Genomic DNA, 20,566 nt, shown 5'->3' with positions numbered 1-20,566 from the left:
ATATTTTATATCTCCCACTCAAAATAGGTTGATTTTGAATAACACTTAAGATATGATGTTAGCGGTAAATTCAGATTCTGCCCTTTGAATGTCACGGTTGGATCTTGTTTATGAAATTCCTGCCGATTAGATCAATATATAGTTAGGATCAAGTCAATCGGGATTACCTATTGATGATTGTATAGGTATATCGCTGTAGGTTGATGTAAAGATAAAAGCTGTGTAAGGCTTTGAGGGGGAACGAGAAAAGCTACCCTTTGACATTTAAAAGGGCGGAATTTGTGGTAAATCTAAACAAGTGCAGGAGTTATGTTATGCCCAAGCTATATTTCAGAACTCTGTTAGGTGACAAGACCTATGGCAAAGGTTTTTTTGCCTATAACAATTCTCAAACGGCTAACGATCAGGAAATCATTTACCACACGGATTTAACAGAGTTTTATTATAAAGATCCAGAGACGGAGATCGATCGAAGTAAAGGGGGCGCAAGGGGGACTTTACACTTTGTAATCGGAAGCCCGCGCAATAATCCGGCACCGGCAAGAAGTGTTTTTAATCTGGAGTTGGCCGATCCGCGCGGTGGTTTGTACACGGATAAAGGCGATCCCTGCCGCCCGGGGCATCTGGGTGCTATCCAAAAGAAAAGTATTAAACTCGAATGGCCTTACATGGGCGATGGAGAGCCATCTTGGTGGAAGGCAGACACAACACCAGCACCAACTCCAGCACCAACTCCAGCACCAGCACCCGCACCAGCACCCACACCAGCACCCGCACCAGCACCAGCACCCGCACCAGCACCCGCACCAGCACCCGCACCAGCACCCGCACCCGCACCAGCACCCGCACCCACCGGGCAAGAAGTAGTTTGGCCGTTCCCTCTCAAGAATGATGATTTGCAGAAGCTTCTGCTCTGGTTTTATTACTATAAATGTCGGGTAGATTTCCCCTTTAGCTATCTGTACAAGATCGACCTGAGCTTTAAGGATATGAGGTATATCAACCTCAGTTTCTCCTACTTGCTTGGTGCAAACTTTGCTGCTGGCAATTTAATGGCGGCAAACTTGGGCTACGCTTATCTATGTTATGCCTATCTGGGCTATGCGTACATTGGCTATGCCTACTTGGGTTACGCTTATCTAGCCTTTGCCGATTTGAGCTATGCAAATCTGAATTATTCAGACCTTAGCTACGCTTATTTAGGATATGCGAAGTTAAAAGGGACGAATCTGCGCTATGCCAATTTGAGTTATGCCTACTTGGTAGGAGCCGATTTGACTAATGCCGATTTAACAGGTGCTAATCTGACGGGGGCAATTTTAATTGGTGCTAATTTGACGGGCGTGAAGTTGACGCTAGAACAGCAGCAAGTGTTGGCAACACCGCTGTGGTATAGCATCCATCAAGGTCAAGAGGGTAAAACTGCTTCAGTTGATTATACTGATGTTCCCGATTTCGGTAAACTGACGATCGACCTGACAGAAGATACTGAATTGTTGTTGACGTTGAATGTGCCTGATACTTGGAACGATCGAGCGGAAAAATTCAGTTGGTTTGCGATCGAAGTTAACGGAGAGATAATCGCCGAAGGACTCTATTCATCTGCTACACCAGGCCAACGAGTGCCCATCGCAGTTTCTAGTGCCAAAAAATTCACCAAGGGGACTTACTCGGTAACAGCCAAGTGGAAAACTGGCGAGGGTGGAGAATTGGCGATCGGGCCTTATGGAACTGCAATTTTAACTGCAATGGCAGTTTCTTAACCCGGTTTGCTTGAATAGGACAGTCCAGGACGCAAAAAACCCGGTTTCTGAGAAAAATCGTGCATCGAACTGAGAGATATTGACGCAGAAACCGGGTTTTTGACCCCGCGTGAGTCCAGGACTGTGACAGTTGCGTCAGCCCTGTCAAAGAAGCTTAAAGGGGTGCGCTCTGCACTTACTAACAAATAGTCCCCATCCGCAAAAGGAGTCAAAATGCGTAGTTTCTGGTACAGCCTGCATCAAGGAATACAAGCGAACACTAAAGCAACAGAGTTGGTTGATATCCCCAATTTCAACCGACTAGCTATTGAGCTAAAATATCCCACTAAACTCTTACTGACCTTAAATGTTCCCGATACTTGGAACAGCAAAGCAGGAGATTTTAATTCTTTTGCCTTAGTAGTGGACAATGAAGTGGTTGCTGATGGTGTTTATCAGTCAGCGATCGACAATCAAAGAGTACCGCTCGCGATTTCAACAGTAAAAGAACTCGGGGCCGGGAATCATGCGATCGCAGCTAAGTGGAAAACTAAAGAAGGCTCCGATCTTTGGATTGGGGCGACCGGGACGGCGATTCTGAGCGCTCGAGTGATTGTCTAAATCCAATATAAAGATGACAGAATCTCAAATTTCTGTTTCCCCCTCACAGGTAAAACACTCCCTTGGGGGGAAACGGATTATTATCACAACCTACGGTTCCTATGGGGATGTGCACCCCTACATGGCGATCGCGATCGAACTACAAGCCAGAGGTCATCGCGTCGCAATGGCAATGAGTGAGGGTTATCGGCCTAAAATCGAAGCCGAAGGAATCGAGTTCCAGGCCCTTAGACCGGATGTGGCCATTAATATTTACCAGGATGGGCCACTAATTCAAGCCCTGAAAGAGTGCGATCGGGAAAGCGAATATGCCATTTCCTATATCTTGATGCCCCATCTGCGATCGACTTACAGCGACCTGAAACAGGCAGTACAGGGAGCCGATCTCTTACTTACTCATCACCTTTCCTTCGCGGGTGCGTTAGTTGCTGAAACAACAGGGATTCCTTGGGTATCCAGCGTGCTCTCGCCCATCTCCTTGATGTCGGCCTACGATTTGCCCAACGCTTTACCTAGCAATGCCTCATCTTACGAACAAGCCACTTCGCTGGTGGAAAACGATATGCAGACGCGCTACGCCCGATGGAACGCCCGCTTTTTGAGTGCGCCTGCGCGTCAACTCCGGGCGGATCTGGGCTTACCGCCGAGTTATGACCCGCTGTTTGAAGGTCAACATTCCCCTAACTTAGTCCTAGCACTATTTTCCTCGCTGCTGGCTGCTCCTCAACCCGATTGGCCTCCGCGAGCGATCGTCACAGGCTTTCCCTTCTACGATCGCAACTACGATCGAGAATTGTCTCCCGAACTAGAGGCATTTTTAGAGTCAGGAAACCCGCCAATTGTGTTTACTTTAGGCTCCTTATTTGTCTGGACTCCGGGGAATTTTTACTTAGAAAGTGCGATCGCAGCCCAGCAGTTAGGGTATCGGGCTGTTTTACTGGTGGGGCCTCTGGTGAAGAATTTTCCATCCGATCGCCTACGGGAGGGGATTATCGCCGTTGACTATGCACCTCACTCGCAAATTTTCTCCAGGGCGGCGGCGATCGTGCATCACGGCGGTGTGGGAACGACGGGACAAGCTTTGCGATCGGGTAAACCGATGCTAGTGGTTCCTTATGCTCACGATCAGCCAGACAATGCAGCTCGTTTAGTTCGCTTGGGGGTAGCCCGCACTATTTCTTCCCATGACTGTAATGCCGATCGGCTCGCTACCGAGTTAAAACACTTGCTATTTGACCCAAAATATACAATCAAAGCAGCACAAGTGGGCCAGCTCATGCAAAAAGAAAATGGTATTGCACAAGCGTCTAATGCTATTGAAGCTTACCTGAATGGTGATTTGAATCTTGCTAATGACTAAGGACGCTCGAAGGGCGGGTTTATGAGATTACTGGTTTGAGGCATGGATTGTCTGTAAAACCCGCCCCTACAAGTCAACCTCCTAATAACTAATGACTAATGACCAATAACTAATGACTAATGACTAATGACTTTCTTCTTCCTTATTCAAGTTCGACCGCCGGCTTATTAGCTCAGTGGCTGCACCATCTCATCGAAATCCTGCGCCTTCAGCAAAGTTCTACTTGGAGAGATTTGGTATTAACTGTTTCTGGAAAAAGTGCCGCGATCGAACTAGATGGTACTCAGTTACAACTGCGTGCTGAAGGTGGCTATCGCCTGGAAATTTATATTGAATCTGTCCAACAGCAACCTATAAATTTTCGCAGTGACGCGGAAACTTTCAGAGATATTATTATGGGTTATTTAACAGTAGATGGAGCCGTAGCAACTGGCAAAATTTACCTGCGTGGCGACTTAAAAGACTTGCTGGGAATTCATAAGGTAGTTGTGGGAATTTTAGCGGATGGTGCTGTTAATCCTCAGTTACAGCGATTGTGGGAAGAGTTTGACCAAGTGTGGGAACGTCCTTTGTATCCTCCTCTTTGTCGTTCTCTGGAATCCCAGAAAGTGTCCTACGGTGAGTTAGTGCGTCAGATTCCTGAAGATGTGCTGCTTATTGATGTTGACGATCTGGTATAGCAATTGTCAATCTAAAATCCCAAATCCATTTTAGCGGCTTCAGCCTCTGCAAATACCTCTGCGTCGGGCATCTCTTGCCAGTCAATATCCCCGATTTCCCTGTAGAATTGCTCGTCATAGGGACGAGTCTGGACAACTACCGGCATCGGTACGGCGTGCCCCAAAACTAATGCTTGTTGTTTCGAGTCGAGTTTGGCCAAAACCGATCGCAAACTTTGGCCTCCTGAAACCCCGGTAAAAATAGCGTCGATGTCTTTATCGTCGTTTAGCAAAGCAGTGATCCGCGTGCCGACTTGCGACATCACCTCGCCGTCGATACCGGAGGGGCGCTGGTCTACAATCAGCAGGGTTACGAAGTATTTTCGCATTTCGCGGGCGATCGTGCCGAAAATAGTCGATCGCACGATCGCCGGATCGAGAAAGCGGTGAGCTTCCTCAATGGTAATCACCAACGGCTGCGGGCGATCGCACGGATTTTTACTCTGCAAAAACTTTTCTGCTTTCTTCACGTAAGCTCCGTGAATGCGGCGAGTAATCACATTTGCCGCTAACATATACGACAGCAAATCCGAGTGCGAACCGAACTCAATTACTACATTTTTACCCGCATCCAAACACTGCAAAACCTCAGTTACATAATTTTTAGGACAGCGTTTCCGAATGTATTTCAAATCATTTAAACGCTCTAATTTGCGCTGCAAAGCCATAATCGAAGATTTATTTCCCCGCTTTTCTTCGCAAAACATTTGAATATCTTCGTTGGTCATTTCCAGCAACTTATTTATCCAACCGCTGCCCAACTCATTTCGCAAAATAATCGCATTTTCGATACTAGCTTCCGACAAATTTAACTCGCGCTGCACCAGCGAAATATCTTCCACTTCAATTTGATCGAAACTCAAAAACAACTCTTGAGCATCGCGGACACCCCGGCGTTTGGTCGATTCAGGATCGAGGGTATAAATCTGAATTTTATCGGGAAACAACTGCCGCAAACCTTTAACAGTGCTAAATTGTTTTCCTTCCGAAACAGCTTCCCACCCGTACTCCGAGTGCATATCGAAAATTAGATTGACAGCAGCTTGCTTGCGAATAATTCCCGACAGCAGCAAGCGCGTCAGAAAAGATTTCCCAGTTCCCGACTTGCCAAAAACTCCGTTGCTGCGTTCCACAAATCGGTCTAAATCCAAGCACACAGCAACGTCCATGTCAATCGGTTTGCCGATCGCAAAATTGCGGCGGTACGGGTCATCTTCCCAGCCAAAAACCGCTCTAAAATCGGTTTCTTTGGCATCAAACACCTGGGAAAAGTGGCTGGGAATCGTTTTAACCGGCAGCAACTCCATATCGGCGCCCGTTTGCGGCTCAAAAGAACCCAAATTTCCCAAGGCTAACTTTTTATCGGGGACTCCGTTACCTGTTGGATTGAAGATTGCTTGAGATTTTTCTTTTTCCGCAGTCAGCATCAACATGGGCGAAAGCTCGATCGTACCGTAGGTGCTGCTACCGGCGAGGACTGCTATGAGAAAATCGTCGTTGGGGTTGGGAGGATTGGATAAAATTCGTCCGCTGGAAGTTCCGAGAGACACGTCGGTGAGCATACAGAAAAAGTGCGATCGCACCCCCCGCACTACTAGAAATTTCCCCACCCTCATATCTTCCACCGAAACATCAGCGTGCAGCCGCACTTCTAATCCCTTGCTCAGGGAACCTTGAATAACAGAGCCTAACGGTTTGTCATTAATCATTAGTCAGTTGTTAGTTGTTAGTTGTTAGTTGTTAGTTGTTAGTTGTTATTTGTTGGTTGTTATTTGTTATTTGTTATTTGTTGGTTGTTATTTGTGAGTTGTGAGTTGTGAGTTGTTGGTTGTTATTTGTGAGTTGTTAGTTGTTATTTGTGAGTTGTTAGTTGTTAGTCGTTTTTGTTTATTTATTATTTGGTAATTATTAGCAACTAGCAACTGGCAACTAGCAACTGCTTTCCTAGCAACTAGCAACTGCTTTCGGAGTCAACTGTCAACTGTCAACTGTCAACTGTCAACTGTCAACTGTCAACTGTCAACTGTCATCGGAGTCAACTGTCAACTGTCAACTGTCAACTGTCAACTGTCAACTGTCAACTGTCAACTGTCAACTGTCAATTACCATTCCGATTCTAATGGCAGTTCAAAGAAACTCGGACTCAGCTCTATATCGGTCAAATCCGTTTCGCTCAAATAAGCATCGGTCAAAGATACCCCTTTTAAACTTGCGCCTTTGAGGTTTGCACCTTTAAGGTTAGCACCTCTGAGATTAACTCGAAATAAATGAGCATCGCTCAAGTCTACCTCAGTTAAATCGGCTCCCTCCAAATTTACTCTCATCAAATCTGCTTTTCTGAGGTCTGCTTCGTTTAACTTCGCGCCGCTGAGATCGGCCCTTGTTAAGTCTACACCTCTCAAGTCTGCCCCGCTCAAGTTAGCGAACAACAAAGTAGCTCCGGTGAAATCTGTCTCCCTCAAATCGGCATCGCTTAAATTAGCGCCGCTGAGATCGGCCCTTGTTAAGTCTACACCCCGCAGGTCGGCAGAACTCAAGTTTACTTGGTGCAAAATTGCGCCGCTTAAATCGGCTCCTCTCAAATCTGTTCCCTCCAAGTTTGCACCTTTGAGGTAAGCTTTTTTTAAGCTGGCTCTGCTAAGGTCTACATTTTTGAGATTGACCGAACTTAAGTTAGAACCGCTCAAATTAGCTCCGCTTAAATCTGACCCATTTAAGTCTGCTCCGGTTAAGTTTACCCCTTGCAGCGATACATTGGCAGCAATTAAATAAGCTCCGGCTTTCCGGGGGTCAATGCCTTCTGAAAACAATGTTTGGTTGCTGTAAACAGCTTTTTCTAAAATGGTGCCGCTCAAACTGGTTTCTCTCAAGTCCGCTCCGCTGAGGTTGGCTCCTGCTAAGTTTGCCCGATCGAGTTTGGCTCCAAATAAAATAGCTTTGTATAAGTTTGTCCGCCGCAAATCGGCTCCTTTTAAATCGGCTCCGGTCAAATCTACCATAGCCAGATTTAACCCCGGGAGCGAGGCATTGGGAGCTAGCAAAATTGCTCCCATTGCAGCGGGGTCAATCTCTTGGGGAAAGATAGTCCGGTTGTTGTAGACGGTCTTGTCTAAAATGGCTCCCGTCATCTGAGAACCTCGCAAATCTGCTCCGCTGAGGTTGGCTCTGGTTAAGTTGGCTCCGGCGAGATTTGCTCCAACTAAATTGGCCTTGATCAAACTTGCGCCTTTGAGGTTGGCTTGACTGAGTTCGGCTCCTACGAGAGTAGCTTCTCGGAGGACAGCACCGGTCAAATCGGTTCTGGTGAGGTTGGCTAAATTGAGAAATGACTCAGCTAAATCTGCCCCGCCCAGATTTGCGCCGGTGAGGTCGGCTTCGATCAGGTCTGCATACCTGAGAATTGCGTCGCTGAGGTTGGTTTCTCGGAGGTCGGTTCCCCTGAGGTTTGCTCCCCGGAGTTCTGCACCGCCGAGGTTGGTGCCTTTAAGCGGTTGTCCCCTGAGGTCGAGCCGGTGCAGAAAGTCACCAACGTTCATTTCCATGTCGATTTGCCCTTTCTATTCTTGACCCTAGCTTGACATTCCGAGGGCTGAATCGGGAATAGGGGAAAAACTATAAATTTTTTGAGGTTGAAGCCTCGCTCCGGCGGACGCGACTTGTCCGACGGGGAAGCTCTCGCGATCGAGCCCGACTTGCAGGGTTTTGAGCGGATCTCCACCGGAGGAAACCATGAATTCTAATTTTTGCAAGTCGGGATCTGTGCTGAGGTTGTCGAGAATTTGGGCGATCGCCCTGACGTAAGGATGATTTTGGTCCGAGTACCAGTCGGGGGCCGCGAGTCCGGCTTGATCGAAGCCGAGATGAACGATGAGGGAGCCTTCTCCGAACAAAGCTATTCCCACCGGCCGCGCTTCTTCTTGCAGCAGCAAGTGATGGGCCGCCGCCAAATGCCGCAGTTTTTCGAGGTGTTCGTACCGATTTTGAATGATTGCATCTTCGTCTTTTCCTTCTGACGAATGCCTTCTACTTTCTGCCTTCGTTTCGTCCCACTGAATCGCCACTGTTACTAAATAAGTTTGCAGCAGCATATGACCGAGTTTTTCGGCTTTGGTTGCCAGATAGATCGAGTTGTAATCTGTGGCTTCAATTAGTAAGGGGACGCGATCGGCTACTTCAATGCCGTAACCTTTCAAACCGGCAATTTTGCGAGGGTTGTTGGTAATCAACCGAATTTTTTTCACTCCCAAATCGTTGAGCATTTGCGCTCCGACGCCGTAGTTGCGCAAATCGGCGGGAAATCCCAACCGCTCGTTAGCTTCGACGGTATCGTATCCGATGTCTTGCAGCGAGTAAGCTTTTAGTTTATTCACCAGTCCAATGCCCCGACCTTCTTGGCGCAAGTAGACTATGATGCCGGAACCGGCATTTTCGATCATTTTCAGTGCCGCTTGCAGTTGCATCCGACAGTCGCAGCGCAGCGAGCCCAAAGCATCGCCGGTCAGGCATTCGGAATGCACCCGCACCATCACGGGTTTGTCTTTAAATTCTGCCGGCTCGCCCTTGACAATGGCAACGTGTTCTGAGTTGTCTTGAGTGTCGCGGTAGGCGTAAATCATAAACTCGCCGAATTCAGTGGGCAATTTGGCGACTGTTTCGCGGCGGACGAAGCGATCGTGCTTCAGGCGGTAGCTAATTAAGTCAGCAATGCTGATGATTTTGAGCTTGTGGGTTTTGGCGTACTCGATTAATTCCGGCAACCTCGCCATCGAACCGTCGGGGTTTTGAATTTCGCAGATGACGCCGCTGGGATAGAGGCCGGCGAGTCTGGCGAGGTCAACGGAGGCCTCGGTGTGACCGGCGCGTTTGAGGACGCCACCGTCGATCGCCCGCAGCGGGAAAATGTGACCGGGACGGCGCAAATCTTGAGGTTTGGTATCCGGGTGGATAGCTACTTGGATGGTGCGGGCCCTGTCTTCGGCGGAGATACCGGTACTGACGCCGTTGACTGCATCGATGCTGACGGTAAAGGCAGTTTGGTTCTTGTCGGTGTTTTTGCTGACCATGAGGGGCAGTTCCAGGCGATCGAGCCTTTCGCCGCTCAAGGCCAGACAAATCAAACCCCGGGCGTTCACTGCCATGAAATTGATGTTGTCGGGGGTGGCGAATTGGGCGGCACAAATCACGTCGCCTTCGTTTTCGCGGTTTTCGTCATCGACCACTACCAGCATCCGACCTGCTTTCAGGTCTGCGAGGGCGCTGTCAATTGAGTCAAATTGAAAGGATTGAGTTGAGGTGTTGTTATTTGGCACTGAGCAGTTCAAGCTATAAACAGTATTGTTATGGAAATAGAATCTATTGTTGATTGTAACCTTTTGTTTCCGGCAGGGGGATTGCCCGAGCCAGATGAGTTTAACACCATTTTTGAGCTTGTTTACTATAAATCTTGCTTTTTGTCAATCAAAAAATGACCGGAGTATTTAATGCACTCAACTGATATCGCGAAGATTTTAGGCAAACCGTACTTCCAAGCTCCTAATTGCCTAATTTACAATATGGATTGTTTGGAAGCAATGAGGCGGCTGCCCGAGCAATGCGTAGATTTAACCGTTACCAGCCCGCCTTACAATATTGGCAAAGAGTATGAAAAATCCTTGCTTTTAAATGAGTATTTAAACTGGTGCGAGCAGTGGATAGCGGAGGTTTATCGGCTAACGGTCGATCGAGGGGCTTTTTGGCTGAATTTAGGTTATTTGTCAGTGCGCGATCGGCAAAAAGTAATTTTTAAATCATGAGCGATTACTGCGATATTGCGGATCAAAGAATCGATAATTTTTGGAAAAAAAAGGAACTCATAGAAGCAAAATTATGTTAATTCTAAATCCGAAGTTCCCCCGCTCAAATGTTTCAAAGATAGAAGTTAGACACAAAAACATTCATAAACCGAGTTTCTTGACAAAAACCTAGGCTTTCAGGCTTATGCCCTGGCAATAAACCCGGTTTGTGACACCCCGTGCGAAAGTTATATCTTTGTAAAAAACTACTTTGTAAAACAACTACTTTTGAGTGAGAAAAGCTTTCAGCTCTGGGAGTTCGCCCGCCCGCACCCATTCAGCATCTCCCCGGCGCACCTTGGTGCGAGCCGTGATTTTTTGGACTTCCCACAACTGCCGCTTAGTATAAGGGCCTTCGGCTTGTCCGCTGCGGAAGACGTACCATTCGGGGTTGTCTTGCTGCGGTTGTGCCGATCGCCCCGTCAGGGTTCTTGCAGAAATCTCGGTTGGCGCTGGCGGCTCCATTGGCGGCACCGATCGATCGCCCCTGGGGAGAATTGTTAGCAGTATCTTCTGCTGTCGGCGGCTCGTTTTTGGTGGCTTGGCTGTGCAAGTGGTTTGCTAGGGCAGCAGCTATTTGGGCCAGGGCCGCCGGATTGCGCTTCCACAGGTAAAAGCCAGTTCCTCCGGCTAGAAGAGCAGCGCCAAAGATTGCGCCTCCCCAAAACCCGTTATCACCGCTGCTGACAACTCTAGTTCGCTCCCTTCTGGGAACGTATTCGGGGGGTAGAACTACTGTTCTGGTGCAGCCGGTAAAAATTGCACAGGTCAGAGCGATCGCGGTCAACCGTAAGGTACGATCGAGCGACGTTTTCGATCGAGTCATGGTTTGGGTTTGTAAAGGGTATTTCCATTTTCCCAGACCAGGCTGCTCATTGGTTGGGATACTACAGCAATTGTTTCTCTACCGAAAGCAGCGACAAGCGATCGGATTTGCAATTCTCAGGCACGGTTTTGGGGCGATCGAGAGTGCCCGGATGTAGCGCTATTGTTAAAATATGAATCTGTCTGAGGGAGGTGGCGTAATGAATATTACTTTGAGTCCAGAGCAGATGCAATTGATTGAGGCGCAATTGGCGCAGGGGCAGTTTAGTTCGCCCTCGGAGGTAATCACGAAAGCCCTCCAAACTCTGGCGCAAACCCAGAAGCATTATTGGGAGTGGGAGGAAAAAGTGCGTGAGTCTGTTGAGCAAGCGGAGGCGGAACTATCGCGGGGTGAGGGAATTCCGTTAGAAAGCGCGATCGAGCAATTGCAGGAAAAGTTTCGCAAGGCACGAGAGGTTAAAGGATGAGCCAATGCTTTGTCTCTCCAACTGCCAGCCGAGACTTGGATGCGATTGCCGATTATTTTGTTGCTCGCAATATCGAGGCTGGTGAGCGGTTGCTTCGGGAGTTTGTCAAAAAGTGTGAAAACTTAGTGAAGTTTCCGAATATGGGACGCAGTTACGATCGAATTAAGCCTGGACTCCGGGGAGTGCCACTGGATGACTACATTATCTTTTATCGAGTTATTGACAACGGCATCGAAATTTTGCGGGTGGTGAGCGGCTACCAAGAGTTTGAGGCAATGTTTCCCGACGAAACATGAGCGGTGGGAAGACTCAAGACTAAAGCAATTGCCCAAGCTCAAGTGTAGTGGGACAATATTGATATCCGCTTCAATTGTCCCTCTCATGAATAACTGGCCGAAGTTCCTCCCCCTTCCTGCATCATGGGCAAAAGGTTTTGCCTTAAGCAGTGGCTTTTGGCTGATTGTTTCGGTACTGCTGCCTGGATCTTATTACTACTACTACAGATTTAGCACAGCGTACTGGCGCAGCATCAGCAGTTCTGACTTTGAAGGCGCGATCGCATTTGCTTGGTTGTGCCAGATACCGTTATTTGCTTTCTACCATTGGGGATTAGCTAAAGTTGCTGAGTGGGTGGAAAGTCGCAGCCACAACCAACCGCCGACAGTAACAGTATCGCCTTGGCTGCACTGGAGGGAAGGCATCATCGCATTTGCCACTCTGCCTGCTGCGATCGTGATGGGAATTCCGGCGATCGCCTTTTTGATGCTGCCGCTCAGGGACTCTTCAGGCGCGATCGTTGCTTTAATTCTAGGAACTGCGATCGCATCTGCTTATTTGTATCATTTCCGCTTTGCAAGGCTGCTTAAAATTATTCTCAAATTCCTATGGATTTTCTATGCAGACTTGCTCAAGATATTGCAAATTCTGTTAGTTCCAACACTAACCGGTACGCCGTTTTTTCTGCTAACTGTTGCGACGGCCCCAATGGTGCCAAAACAGCTACTGCCGCTGACAACCTTTCTGTTAGTTGTTTGCGTGTTTCTGAGCGGCATAGTCGGATATGCAGCTTTGCAGTATTGGTCGGCGCATTTAGTTAATTGGGCCGCGAAGTGGTGGCCGGCCGACTCTCCTGGTTACAGTCGGATTCAAGCTCGAAAAGCTTGGAAACACAACAAAACAGCAGCTACTCAATCTTTTGTGCGGCATACAACCAGTTGGCATTTAGCGGCTAACGACGCTACCTACCTAATTTATTTCAATTGGAGTGCGATCGTATTTGGTGCGATCGGTGTTCTGATGTTGGGAGAGCCGTCAGAATGGTCAGAAACAGAAGAAGAGATGTTAGGATCTGTCGTGGCGCTAGTTTGGATGGCACTGTGGCATTTCCGGGGGTGGCCGCGCGAAGTAGAAATTGCTAGGGGTAAGCCCGAGGCCAAAAAGACCTCGCGCGATCGTAAATTACCCGCTGCCGATCCGGTTGAAGTCGAACTCAACCAGCTTGCCGCCGAGTTCGGCGATGCTCGGATGAGGCCTGTAAGAAAACCGCCGTCAGCAACTCAAAAGCCTAAGTCAGAGCAGGCTCAGTGGTACGTATTCCGCAGCGGTAAAGCCGAGGGGCCTTATACTAAGCGGCAGTTGCGAGATGTGCAGAAGATTACCGATCGCACCAAAGTGAGGCTGGGACAAACCGAGTGGCAGCGCGCTGGTGAAATTCCACAATTAGCGGCGTTTCTAACTCAAAAATAAGGCGCGATCGCGAAACGATTATTCTCGGCGGGGCTGAACAGAACTCCACAGCTTCAAATATTCAGATCGAACAGATTCATCAATCTCCTGGGCTAAACTTTCAGCCAAGTTGAGGGTTCGGATCAGTTCCTGTACGTCCGCCAAATCCTTAAGTCGATCGGGCGCTGTCAATCCCGAAGCCAGTTTAAGCTCAACCAAAGTAGTTAACCGAACAACCTTAATCCCGTCTAACTCAACTGAGACGATCGCTGGATCTGGAAAACTAACCGACTTAGGCTTGCCGTCGCCGGGAAACTCCCCCGCTGTGATAATTTCTACTGATACTCCCGTGGCAGCGTCTTTAAACATTTTTGTTGCCCCTGCAAATGCAAGTACAAAACCTCTGCCTACCAGGGACGATCGAAATTCTTCTAGACCTTCAGCAGTCATCAGCAAGTCTACATCTTGAGTCGCTCTGACGTAACCGTGAATAGTTAAAGCCATGCCACCAATTACCGCATAGTCGATACCAGCCCTGGTGAGTCTATCTTTTAGGTTTGCCAGAGTTTGATATACCTTGCCCTGCTGCATAAAAAATAAATCGAGTTCGATAATTGACTGCATGGTTCAAGTTTTCCCTAAAAAAAAACCCTCAACTTTGTGAGGGCTTTGCGATGCCAGGAACGAGACTTGAACTCGTGACACGTGGATTTTCAGTCCACTGCTCTACCAACTGAGCTATCCCGGCTTGTTTTTTCGCGCTTTACTATCTTAGCAGACACATACAGAATTTAGCAAGCACTTTTCACAAATAATTTTTAGATCGCCCCAAAGCGCCAACCTGTAAGCTAAAAGCTGCAACTGGCGATCGCTCGATTCCCGATCGTCCGACAGTCCGACAGGGGTTGAAACCCCTGTCTCATAGCTGAAGTCGGTTGAAACCGACTGCTAACCCGATCGCCAGCGCGCTCAATTTTAGTTTTCTTTAGTTTTCTTTGAGAGGACTTTAGCTATGAGACAGGGGTTTTTAACCCCTGTCGGACGATCGGACTGTCGGACTGTCGCCTAAGCCCGATCGCCCTTTTTGCGATGATTTAGATGATGCGCTGAGTAAAATCCTCAATCCCCAACAAATTGGAGGCAACTCCCGTGAGAGAAGCCAACACTTGACCGCTGCTAGCAACACTAATCAAAGTTGCATTGTTAGCAGAAGTAAAGCTGAGCTGACTGAAGGTTAAACCCCCCGATAACCCAATTAAATCTTGACCTTTCTCAAAATCAAGAATCGTGTCAATCCCCTGGGAGGGCGCTAACAGAAATACATCGCGGCCAAAACCGCCAATCAGAGTATCTTCACCAGTTTCACCGACAAGGAAATCGTCGCCGTTGCCGCCAGTCAAGAGATCGTTGCCGCTGCCGCCGTAGAGAGAATCGTTACTCTCGCCGCCGTCGATCTTGTCAGAAGCTCGGTTGCCAAACAGGATATCTTCGCCGTTAAAACCGACTAGAGAATCCTCTCCTTTCCCTCCATAAATAGTGTCGTCTCCTATTCCTCCGTCAACGGTATCGTTATCTTGATTGCCGTTCATCCAATCGTTACCTTCAAGACCTAAAATTTGGTCATTTCCCCGCTTGCCGCTGATGGTATCGCTGCCGCTAGTACCGGCGATCGCATCATTGCCATCCGTACCGATAATTTGATTGGGCTCCGTGCTAATTATATCCACACTGCCCCCGATAACTGGAACAGCAGGTGCATCGGGTACTGTTGCTGTTTGAATCTGTGAAGTTAAAGCAGCGCCTGTATTTTCAGCAACTACCTCGGCAATAGTTTTGTTTCCCGCTGTAACTTCCTTGAAATCTTTAGCAGTTTCCCCCAATGCTACCTTTTGGATGCGGGCAATTGCAGTGTTTAGCGATGCACCGGAATTGTTAGATGCTGCCGCATCTGTGCGCTGATTTGTCTCTGCCATCACTTGCGCAGCTTGCGGGGCAATTTCTAAAACTTTTTGGATGTTTAAACTGGGCTCAATTTGCTGAGTTTTAGTTGCAGCTTCCCCGACGATCGCACTTAACTGCGCTGGATTGGTCAAATCCAGATTGTTGCCGGTTTGAATTCGATCGGTAACTGCGGCAACGACATTTTTAACAATGACATTATTCGCAGCATTAGAAGCACCGTCAATTAAACTGGTGGTTTGGGTAATGAAGTTTTGCAGCTTGCTCATTGCTGTCAAAACTGCCACTCCTCCCGATCGCCCGCCCTTAACTGCCTCGATCGGATCTAAGCTGGTGATGTCAACGTCAGACGGAATCCCCAGCGCCGATTTTACAAGGGATTGTGCTCGATCGAGATTAATTCCGCGATCGGCTAAATCCACCACCAAACTCGTTAACAGAGTCACGACGGTGGAATCCGGCGGCGCCTTCACAGGCGTCTCCAGCGGCAATCCCGTCGCTGTATCGATGCCGCCAAAAGCCACAATATTGCCTTCTGACTGTTCGAGTTCGCCGTTCTTATTCGTATCAAAACTCTCGAAGGGAATATTGAGTTCGTATTCCCCAGTAGAACTCGTGATAGTAGACGGTTCGTTATTATCTAAAACCCCATTTTTGTTGGCGTCAAAGAACAAAGTTGCACCCGCAATGTAACCGTCAATTACTTGACCCCTGGCAAAACTTATCAAGTTAATAAAATTGTTCGCAGTCGCGCCTGCCCTGTCCGTTGCTGTTAATTGAAGCGGCACAAATTCCAGTCGAGAACTTTGACCGCTGAAGGTAAGAGTATTCGGATCGAATGTCAGCCAACTCGGCAGCGGTTGACCTGTGGTTTGCGTCGCCCTGTAGGTGAGAGTGTCTCCCGGATCTCGATCGATAAATGTATTTTGTGGCAGAGTAATCTGGAACGGTAATGAGTTTCTTACCACCAAGAAAGGCAATACTACATTCACTACCGGCGGGTTGTTTAGATTGTTTGGTGTCGGCGTGGGAGTTGGTGCCGGTGTCGGGGTAGGAATCCCCACAGGTGTTGGCGTGGGAGTTGGTGCCGGTGCCGGTGTCGGGGTAGGAATCCCCACAGGCGTTGGCGTGGGAGTTGGAGTTGGTGCCGGTGTCGGCGTGGGCGTTGGCGTCGGAGTTGGCGGTAACGTGAAAATTGGCGGTGTCGGGGTAGGAGTCCCCACAGGTGTCGGCGTGGGAGTTGGCGCCGGTGTCGGCGTGGGAGGTAGCACAGGGGGCGCTGTCGGTGTGGGAGTCCCCACAGGTGTCGGGATGGGAGTTGGCGCTGGTGTTGGCGTGGGAGTCCCCACAGGTGTCGGCGTGGGAGTCCCCACAGGTGTCGGGGTGGGAGTAGGCGCTGGTGTCGGCGTGGGAGTTGGCGCTGGTGTCGGGGTGGGAGTCCCCACAGGTGTCGGGGTGGGAGTCCCCACAGGTGTCGGGGTGGGAGTAGGCGCTGGTGTCGGCGTGGGAGTAGGCGCTGGTGTCGGCGTGGGAGTCCCCACAGGTGTCGGGGTGGGAGTCCCCACAGGTGTCGGGGTGGGAGTAGGCGGTGGTACGATCGCAGTAGTAACGATCGCACTTAAAGCAGAACCGTCATTATTGCTGGGGTTCGGATCGCCCGTTGCTGAGGTGCTGCGGGAAGTATTGCTGATACTGCCGATCGTCGGAGCGATTAAACTCACAGTACGGGTAACGCTAGCACCATTAGCCAAATTGACGATCGCCGGAAAAGTCACCACCCCTGTAATCGCGTCGTAAGTACCGCCGTCAGAAGCCTGAACTCCCGTCAAACCAGGGATAATGCTGTCACTCACCACCACAGTGCCAGCAGCGCTGGGGCCCAAATTGGCGGTAGTAATTGTATAAGTAACAGTCCCCCCCGGAATGGCTGATGCGGGGCCGCTCTTGGTTGTGGAAACGTCCGCTGCGCTGCCGATGACTGTGGTGACTCGGCCGCCTCCCTGGCTGGGAACCGCCGCGATAATTGAGCCATCGTTGTTATTGACATTCGGATCGGGAGTATCCGAGGTACTGCGCACGATGTTGGTGATGCTAGTGAGAGTGGTTGGCGGCACAAAGGATATCGTCCGAGTCACGCTAGTACCACTTGCTAAACTGGCGATCGCCGGGAAGCTGACAACACCTGTATTCGGATCGTAAGCACCGCCATCCGATACGCTGACTCCAGTTAAACCGGGAATCAGACTATCTGCGATCGCCACGTTCGCAGCGGGATTCGGGCCGCTATTTTGGGATGTAATTGTGTAGGTGAGTATTTCGCCTGGATTGATAGTAGCCGGGGCGGTTTTGAGGGTGACAACATCAGCGCTGGAGCCGATCGAGGTGGTCACAGTCGCACCGCTGTTATTGGCAATATTGGGGTCGGGAGTAGCGGAGATGCTTTTTGCCGTGCTGCTGATGGTGCCGCTCGCGGGTGCTGTAAAGCCGATCGTCCTTGTTACCGTAGTAGCGTTGCTGAGGGCGATCGCCGTCCAAGTCACAATCCCCGTAGCTGCGTTGTAAGTGCCGCCATCGGATGCCGTAACTCCCGTCAAACCCGGAACGATGCTGTCAGTAATAGTAACGCCTTCGGCAGGACTCGGGCCGTTGTTGACTGTGGTAATTGTGTAGCTCACCGTAGCGCCGGCATTCGCGACTGTCGGCCCGGTTTTGGTGGTGGCGATGTCTGCGCTGGAGGCGATCGCGGTGATGACAGAGGAATTCGTGCTGCTGCCGTCGTTGTTGGTGAGTACAGGGTCGGGGGTCGCAGAGCTGCTCCGAGCCGTGTTGGTGACTGAGCTAACAGTCGCTGGAGCGACAAAACTGACGGTACGGAGAACTGTACTGACGGCTAGGGATGCGATCGGCGGGAAGCTGACAATACCCGTAACCGGATCGTAAGTGCCGCCGTCCGATGCCGAGACTCCAGTTAAACCCGGAACGATGCTGTCAGTAATCGTGACATTAGCTGCGGAGTCTGGCCCGTTGTTTGCCGTAGTCAGGGTGTAAGCAATAGCTGACCCAGCAGTCGCAGTAACCGGGCCGCTTTTGGTAGTAACGAGGTCGGCAGCAGCGCCAACAACTGTCGTACTGACTAGACTTGTTGCATTTGAACCGCTGTTATTCGTAAGGTCGGGGTCGAAAGTGGCTGCACTGCTGGATGCCGCGTTGCTGAAGGTGCTGCCGCTAGCTAAACCTGGAGGTGCAGTTACTGTCAGGGTGTAAGTGACAGATTCGCCGGGATTGAGAACGGGAATTTTCGGCCAAATGACGTTCCGTGTCGTGCTTGAGTAAGTCCCGCCGCTGGAGGCAATTATAGCGGGATTTGCTGGATAAGCCGGCAGTAATTCGATCGGTATTTCATCTTGAACGAAAACTTGTTGAGCGGGTTGCGGCCCCTGATTGGTGGTAGTAATTGTGTAGGTGATGCTGCCGTTCGACTTGATTAATGCCGGCCCGCTTTTGGTGGTAACAACGTCAGCTTGACTTGTGGGATTAGGATTGACAGTCTCAATTTTGAGGTTGCGAATTTCGTGGAAGTTAGTAGCAACGCCCGTCGAACTGGCAAAACCAAATTTTAAATTAGCAGGTACTGCTCCGTTTATCGCTGCTAGATTTGGGACGTCGAGCAAAGTTTCGCCCTGGCTGGTAAACAAGCCGTCGTTATTCACATCTAAGGCAACTGTGAGACGGTTTGGCGTTGGAGAATTAGGGGGAGCTAAGGTAATTTGAATGCTTCTTTTCGCTGCATCCCGGCTGGTAGTGACAGTATTGTCGAAGTCATAACCGGGATCTAAAAAGTCAATACTTTTGGGGATGTTGTCGATGCCTGTGGGAGAAATGACATTTGTTAAAAACGCATAACCGCCTGCTTGACTGCCTCTGAGGGTAATTGAATCAGGCCTGTAAGCATCCAGAGTGGAACCGGGAATTGCTGCTGGTGCCGGCCCCGAACGCCCTTCGGTATTATTAGAAAAATTCCCAAACTCATCCAATCCAAAGCCTAAATAACCTCCCACCAATCCAGGTGTGGGGGATGCAGGAGTATTGACGTTGGCATAGCCCAGAGAACCGCCAAAGCCTCCTGCTGCTGTCGGACTGGCTGTCCCGTCAATCAGGAAGAAGCTAATACCGTCTCCCGGCTGCGGCGCGATCGAACCGTTTGGGCCTGGAGAAGTAGCGCCGTTGTAAGCAAAGAAATCGAAGGTCATTTTCAGACCCTCTGTGGAGGGTATGGCGTTGTCGTAGATGACAAAGGCTGGGAGTGCCACACCGTTGCTGGTCAATCTCAAAGCCCCAGAGCCTGGTACATCACCCCCCAAGCCGGGAAGTATCCCAGATGAAGTTCCTCCGGTGATACCGGGAATAGCTTGGGTACTGGCTGGATAGGCTGGGTTGGGGTCGAATACCTTGCCGTTTTGTCCTCCGTAAATCCAAGGCCCCTTAACTGTGGCGTTGCTAAAAGTTTCGTTAATTAAGGTACCGAGGACAAAACTGTAAGTTTCCAGCACTTCTTTTTGAAATGCTAAATTGGCTGCGATTTCTCCTGCAACTACTTCTAATTCCCAGTCGCCGCCGAGTTCTGCACTTCCGGTCAAATTAGCGGAAGCGGCAATATTTGCACCCGTAAGTTCCCGCAGCCGCTGCACGAAAGTCTGGCCGGTTTCTCCTGCTGCTGCGCTGCACGCCACCAGCAGAATGTCTCCGTTTTTTATTAAAGATTTTTGCCACTGCTGCAATTGGCTGCTGTAGTTTTCTATGCTGTTGCTGTCTAGTGTGGCGGCACCGAGTTGCAGGCTGGCTGGTTTGCCGTGGGCGACTATTTGGATGCTGTCAAACCCGCTGCGTTTGGCTAAAGTTTGGGTGATTTTTGCTACTCCGTCGCCCGTCGGGTTGAGGATAATTACTTGTGTTCCTGCTGTGACTCCGCTGGCGAGTTGTTGCCAGTTTTCAACGCGCGAGTCGATGAAGATGATGTGTTTTTCTGGTGTTTTCGGCAGATTTAGCCTGTTGCTTGCTGTCGGCGCTGCAAAAAGCTCGATCGACTCTCTGCCCCAATCTGCCTGCCGATCGCATTCAACTAATTCGCCTATTGACAAACTGAATGTCATATCTTCTGGTAGCAATTTCATATTTTATTTGCACTGAGGTTGATGTAAAAATCGAACAATAATGCCCGAACCCTGGGAATTATTCAACCGCAAATTGTGGGAATAGCGGCGCTGCTATCCATTGTTTCCCGGTTTCCCGCGAGCGAGCATCGCACCCTTTACTAAAA

The 20,566-nt window shown here is 49.6% G+C and carries 15 protein-coding genes and 1 tRNA gene; 8 read left to right on the top strand and 8 right to left on the bottom strand.

Annotation, left to right across the window (positions count from 1 at the left end):
• The first annotated feature begins 314 nt into the window (after positions 1 to 314).
• From QUB63_RS28060 to QUB63_RS28045, 4 genes are all read left to right on the top strand, one after another.
• On the top strand, positions 315 to 1,763 hold the full coding sequence (locus QUB63_RS28060; protein ID WP_332948654.1) for a pentapeptide repeat-containing protein: 1,449 nt from the start codon (positions 315 to 317) through the stop codon (positions 1,761 to 1,763).
• A 213-nt stretch (positions 1,764 to 1,976) separates the two neighbouring features.
• Positions 1,977 to 2,363 (top strand): hypothetical protein, encoded by a 387-nt coding sequence (locus QUB63_RS28055; protein ID WP_332948653.1) that lies wholly within the window; start codon positions 1,977 to 1,979, stop codon positions 2,361 to 2,363.
• Between the two features lie 13 nt (positions 2,364 to 2,376).
• A complete protein-coding gene (locus tag QUB63_RS28050; RefSeq protein WP_332948652.1) occupies positions 2,377 to 3,723 on the top strand; it encodes a glycosyltransferase in 1,347 nt (448 codons plus the stop codon).
• A gap of 119 nt (positions 3,724 to 3,842) precedes the next feature.
• Positions 3,843 to 4,403 (top strand): hypothetical protein, encoded by a 561-nt coding sequence (locus tag QUB63_RS28045; protein ID WP_332948651.1) that lies wholly within the window; start codon positions 3,843 to 3,845, stop codon positions 4,401 to 4,403.
• Positions 4,404 to 4,414: 11 nt separating this feature from the next.
• Here QUB63_RS28045 and QUB63_RS28040 read toward each other — a convergent pair whose 3' ends face one another.
• The 3 genes from QUB63_RS28040 to ribBA form a co-directional block, all read right to left on the bottom strand.
• Entirely contained in the window at positions 4,415 to 6,151 is a 1,737-nt protein-coding gene (locus QUB63_RS28040; protein ID WP_332948650.1) for an ATP-binding protein, read from the bottom strand.
• Positions 6,152 to 6,544: 393 nt separating this feature from the next.
• The gene (locus tag QUB63_RS28035; RefSeq protein ID WP_332948649.1) at positions 6,545 to 7,984 is read right to left on the bottom strand and encodes a pentapeptide repeat-containing protein; all 1,440 of its coding nucleotides are present in this window, start codon (positions 7,982 to 7,984) and stop codon (positions 6,545 to 6,547) included.
• A gap of 27 nt (positions 7,985 to 8,011) precedes the next feature.
• Positions 8,012 to 9,751: a bifunctional 3,4-dihydroxy-2-butanone-4-phosphate synthase/GTP cyclohydrolase II gene (gene ribBA / locus QUB63_RS28030; RefSeq protein WP_332948648.1), complete on the bottom strand. Its 1,740-nt coding sequence runs from the start codon at positions 9,749 to 9,751 to the stop codon at positions 8,012 to 8,014.
• A 171-nt stretch (positions 9,752 to 9,922) separates the two neighbouring features.
• On the opposite strand from ribBA, the gene QUB63_RS28025 reads away from it, so the two are divergent.
• The gene (locus QUB63_RS28025) at positions 9,923 to 10,234 is read left to right on the top strand and encodes a DNA methyltransferase (RefSeq protein ID WP_332948647.1); all 312 of its coding nucleotides are present in this window, start codon (positions 9,923 to 9,925) and stop codon (positions 10,232 to 10,234) included.
• 261 nt (positions 10,235 to 10,495) lie between these two features.
• Here the strand turns inward: QUB63_RS28025 and QUB63_RS28020 are convergent, their stop codons facing one another.
• Positions 10,496 to 10,606, bottom strand: coding sequence for a hypothetical protein (locus tag QUB63_RS28020; RefSeq protein ID WP_332948646.1), 111 nt, complete (start codon positions 10,604 to 10,606; stop codon positions 10,496 to 10,498).
• 7 nt (positions 10,607 to 10,613) lie between these two features.
• Positions 10,614 to 11,099 (bottom strand): hypothetical protein, encoded by a 486-nt coding sequence (locus QUB63_RS28015; RefSeq protein ID WP_332948645.1) that lies wholly within the window; start codon positions 11,097 to 11,099, stop codon positions 10,614 to 10,616.
• Between the two features lie 199 nt (positions 11,100 to 11,298).
• Here QUB63_RS28015 and QUB63_RS28010 point away from each other — a divergent pair, with 199 nt between their 5' ends.
• The 3 genes from QUB63_RS28010 to QUB63_RS28000 all read left to right on the top strand — a co-directional run bounded on the left by QUB63_RS28010 (position 11,299) and on the right by QUB63_RS28000 (position 13,311).
• The gene (locus QUB63_RS28010; RefSeq protein ID WP_332948644.1) at positions 11,299 to 11,565 is read left to right on the top strand and encodes a ribbon-helix-helix domain-containing protein; all 267 of its coding nucleotides are present in this window, start codon (positions 11,299 to 11,301) and stop codon (positions 11,563 to 11,565) included.
• Positions 11,562 to 11,861 (top strand): type II toxin-antitoxin system RelE/ParE family toxin, encoded by a 300-nt coding sequence (locus QUB63_RS28005; protein ID WP_332948643.1) that lies wholly within the window; start codon positions 11,562 to 11,564, stop codon positions 11,859 to 11,861. The genes QUB63_RS28010 and QUB63_RS28005 overlap by 4 nt, the downstream gene beginning before the upstream one ends.
• Before the next feature lie 85 nt (positions 11,862 to 11,946).
• Positions 11,947 to 13,311: a DUF4339 domain-containing protein gene (locus QUB63_RS28000; protein ID WP_332948642.1), complete on the top strand. Its 1,365-nt coding sequence runs from the start codon at positions 11,947 to 11,949 to the stop codon at positions 13,309 to 13,311.
• A gap of 18 nt (positions 13,312 to 13,329) precedes the next feature.
• Here QUB63_RS28000 and QUB63_RS27995 read toward each other — a convergent pair whose 3' ends face one another.
• The 3 genes from QUB63_RS27995 to QUB63_RS27985 form a co-directional block, all read right to left on the bottom strand.
• On the bottom strand, positions 13,330 to 13,914 hold the full coding sequence (locus tag QUB63_RS27995; protein ID WP_332948641.1) for a hypothetical protein: 585 nt from the start codon (positions 13,912 to 13,914) through the stop codon (positions 13,330 to 13,332).
• 51 nt (positions 13,915 to 13,965) lie between these two features.
• Positions 13,966 to 14,038: transfer RNA gene (locus QUB63_RS27990), tRNA-Phe, on the bottom strand.
• A 346-nt stretch (positions 14,039 to 14,384) separates the two neighbouring features.
• Positions 14,385 to 20,420: a DUF4347 domain-containing protein gene (locus QUB63_RS27985; protein ID WP_332948640.1), complete on the bottom strand. Its 6,036-nt coding sequence runs from the start codon at positions 20,418 to 20,420 to the stop codon at positions 14,385 to 14,387.
• Positions 20,421 to 20,566 lie beyond the last annotated feature (146 nt).

The sequence above is a fragment of the Microcoleus sp. ARI1-B5 genome (assembly GCF_036705795.1).
Classification (GTDB): domain Bacteria; phylum Cyanobacteriota; class Cyanobacteriia; order Cyanobacteriales; family Microcoleaceae; genus Microcoleus.
The sequence above is the reverse complement of the archived record's forward strand: the minus strand, read 5'-3'. Positions and strand labels throughout refer to the sequence as shown.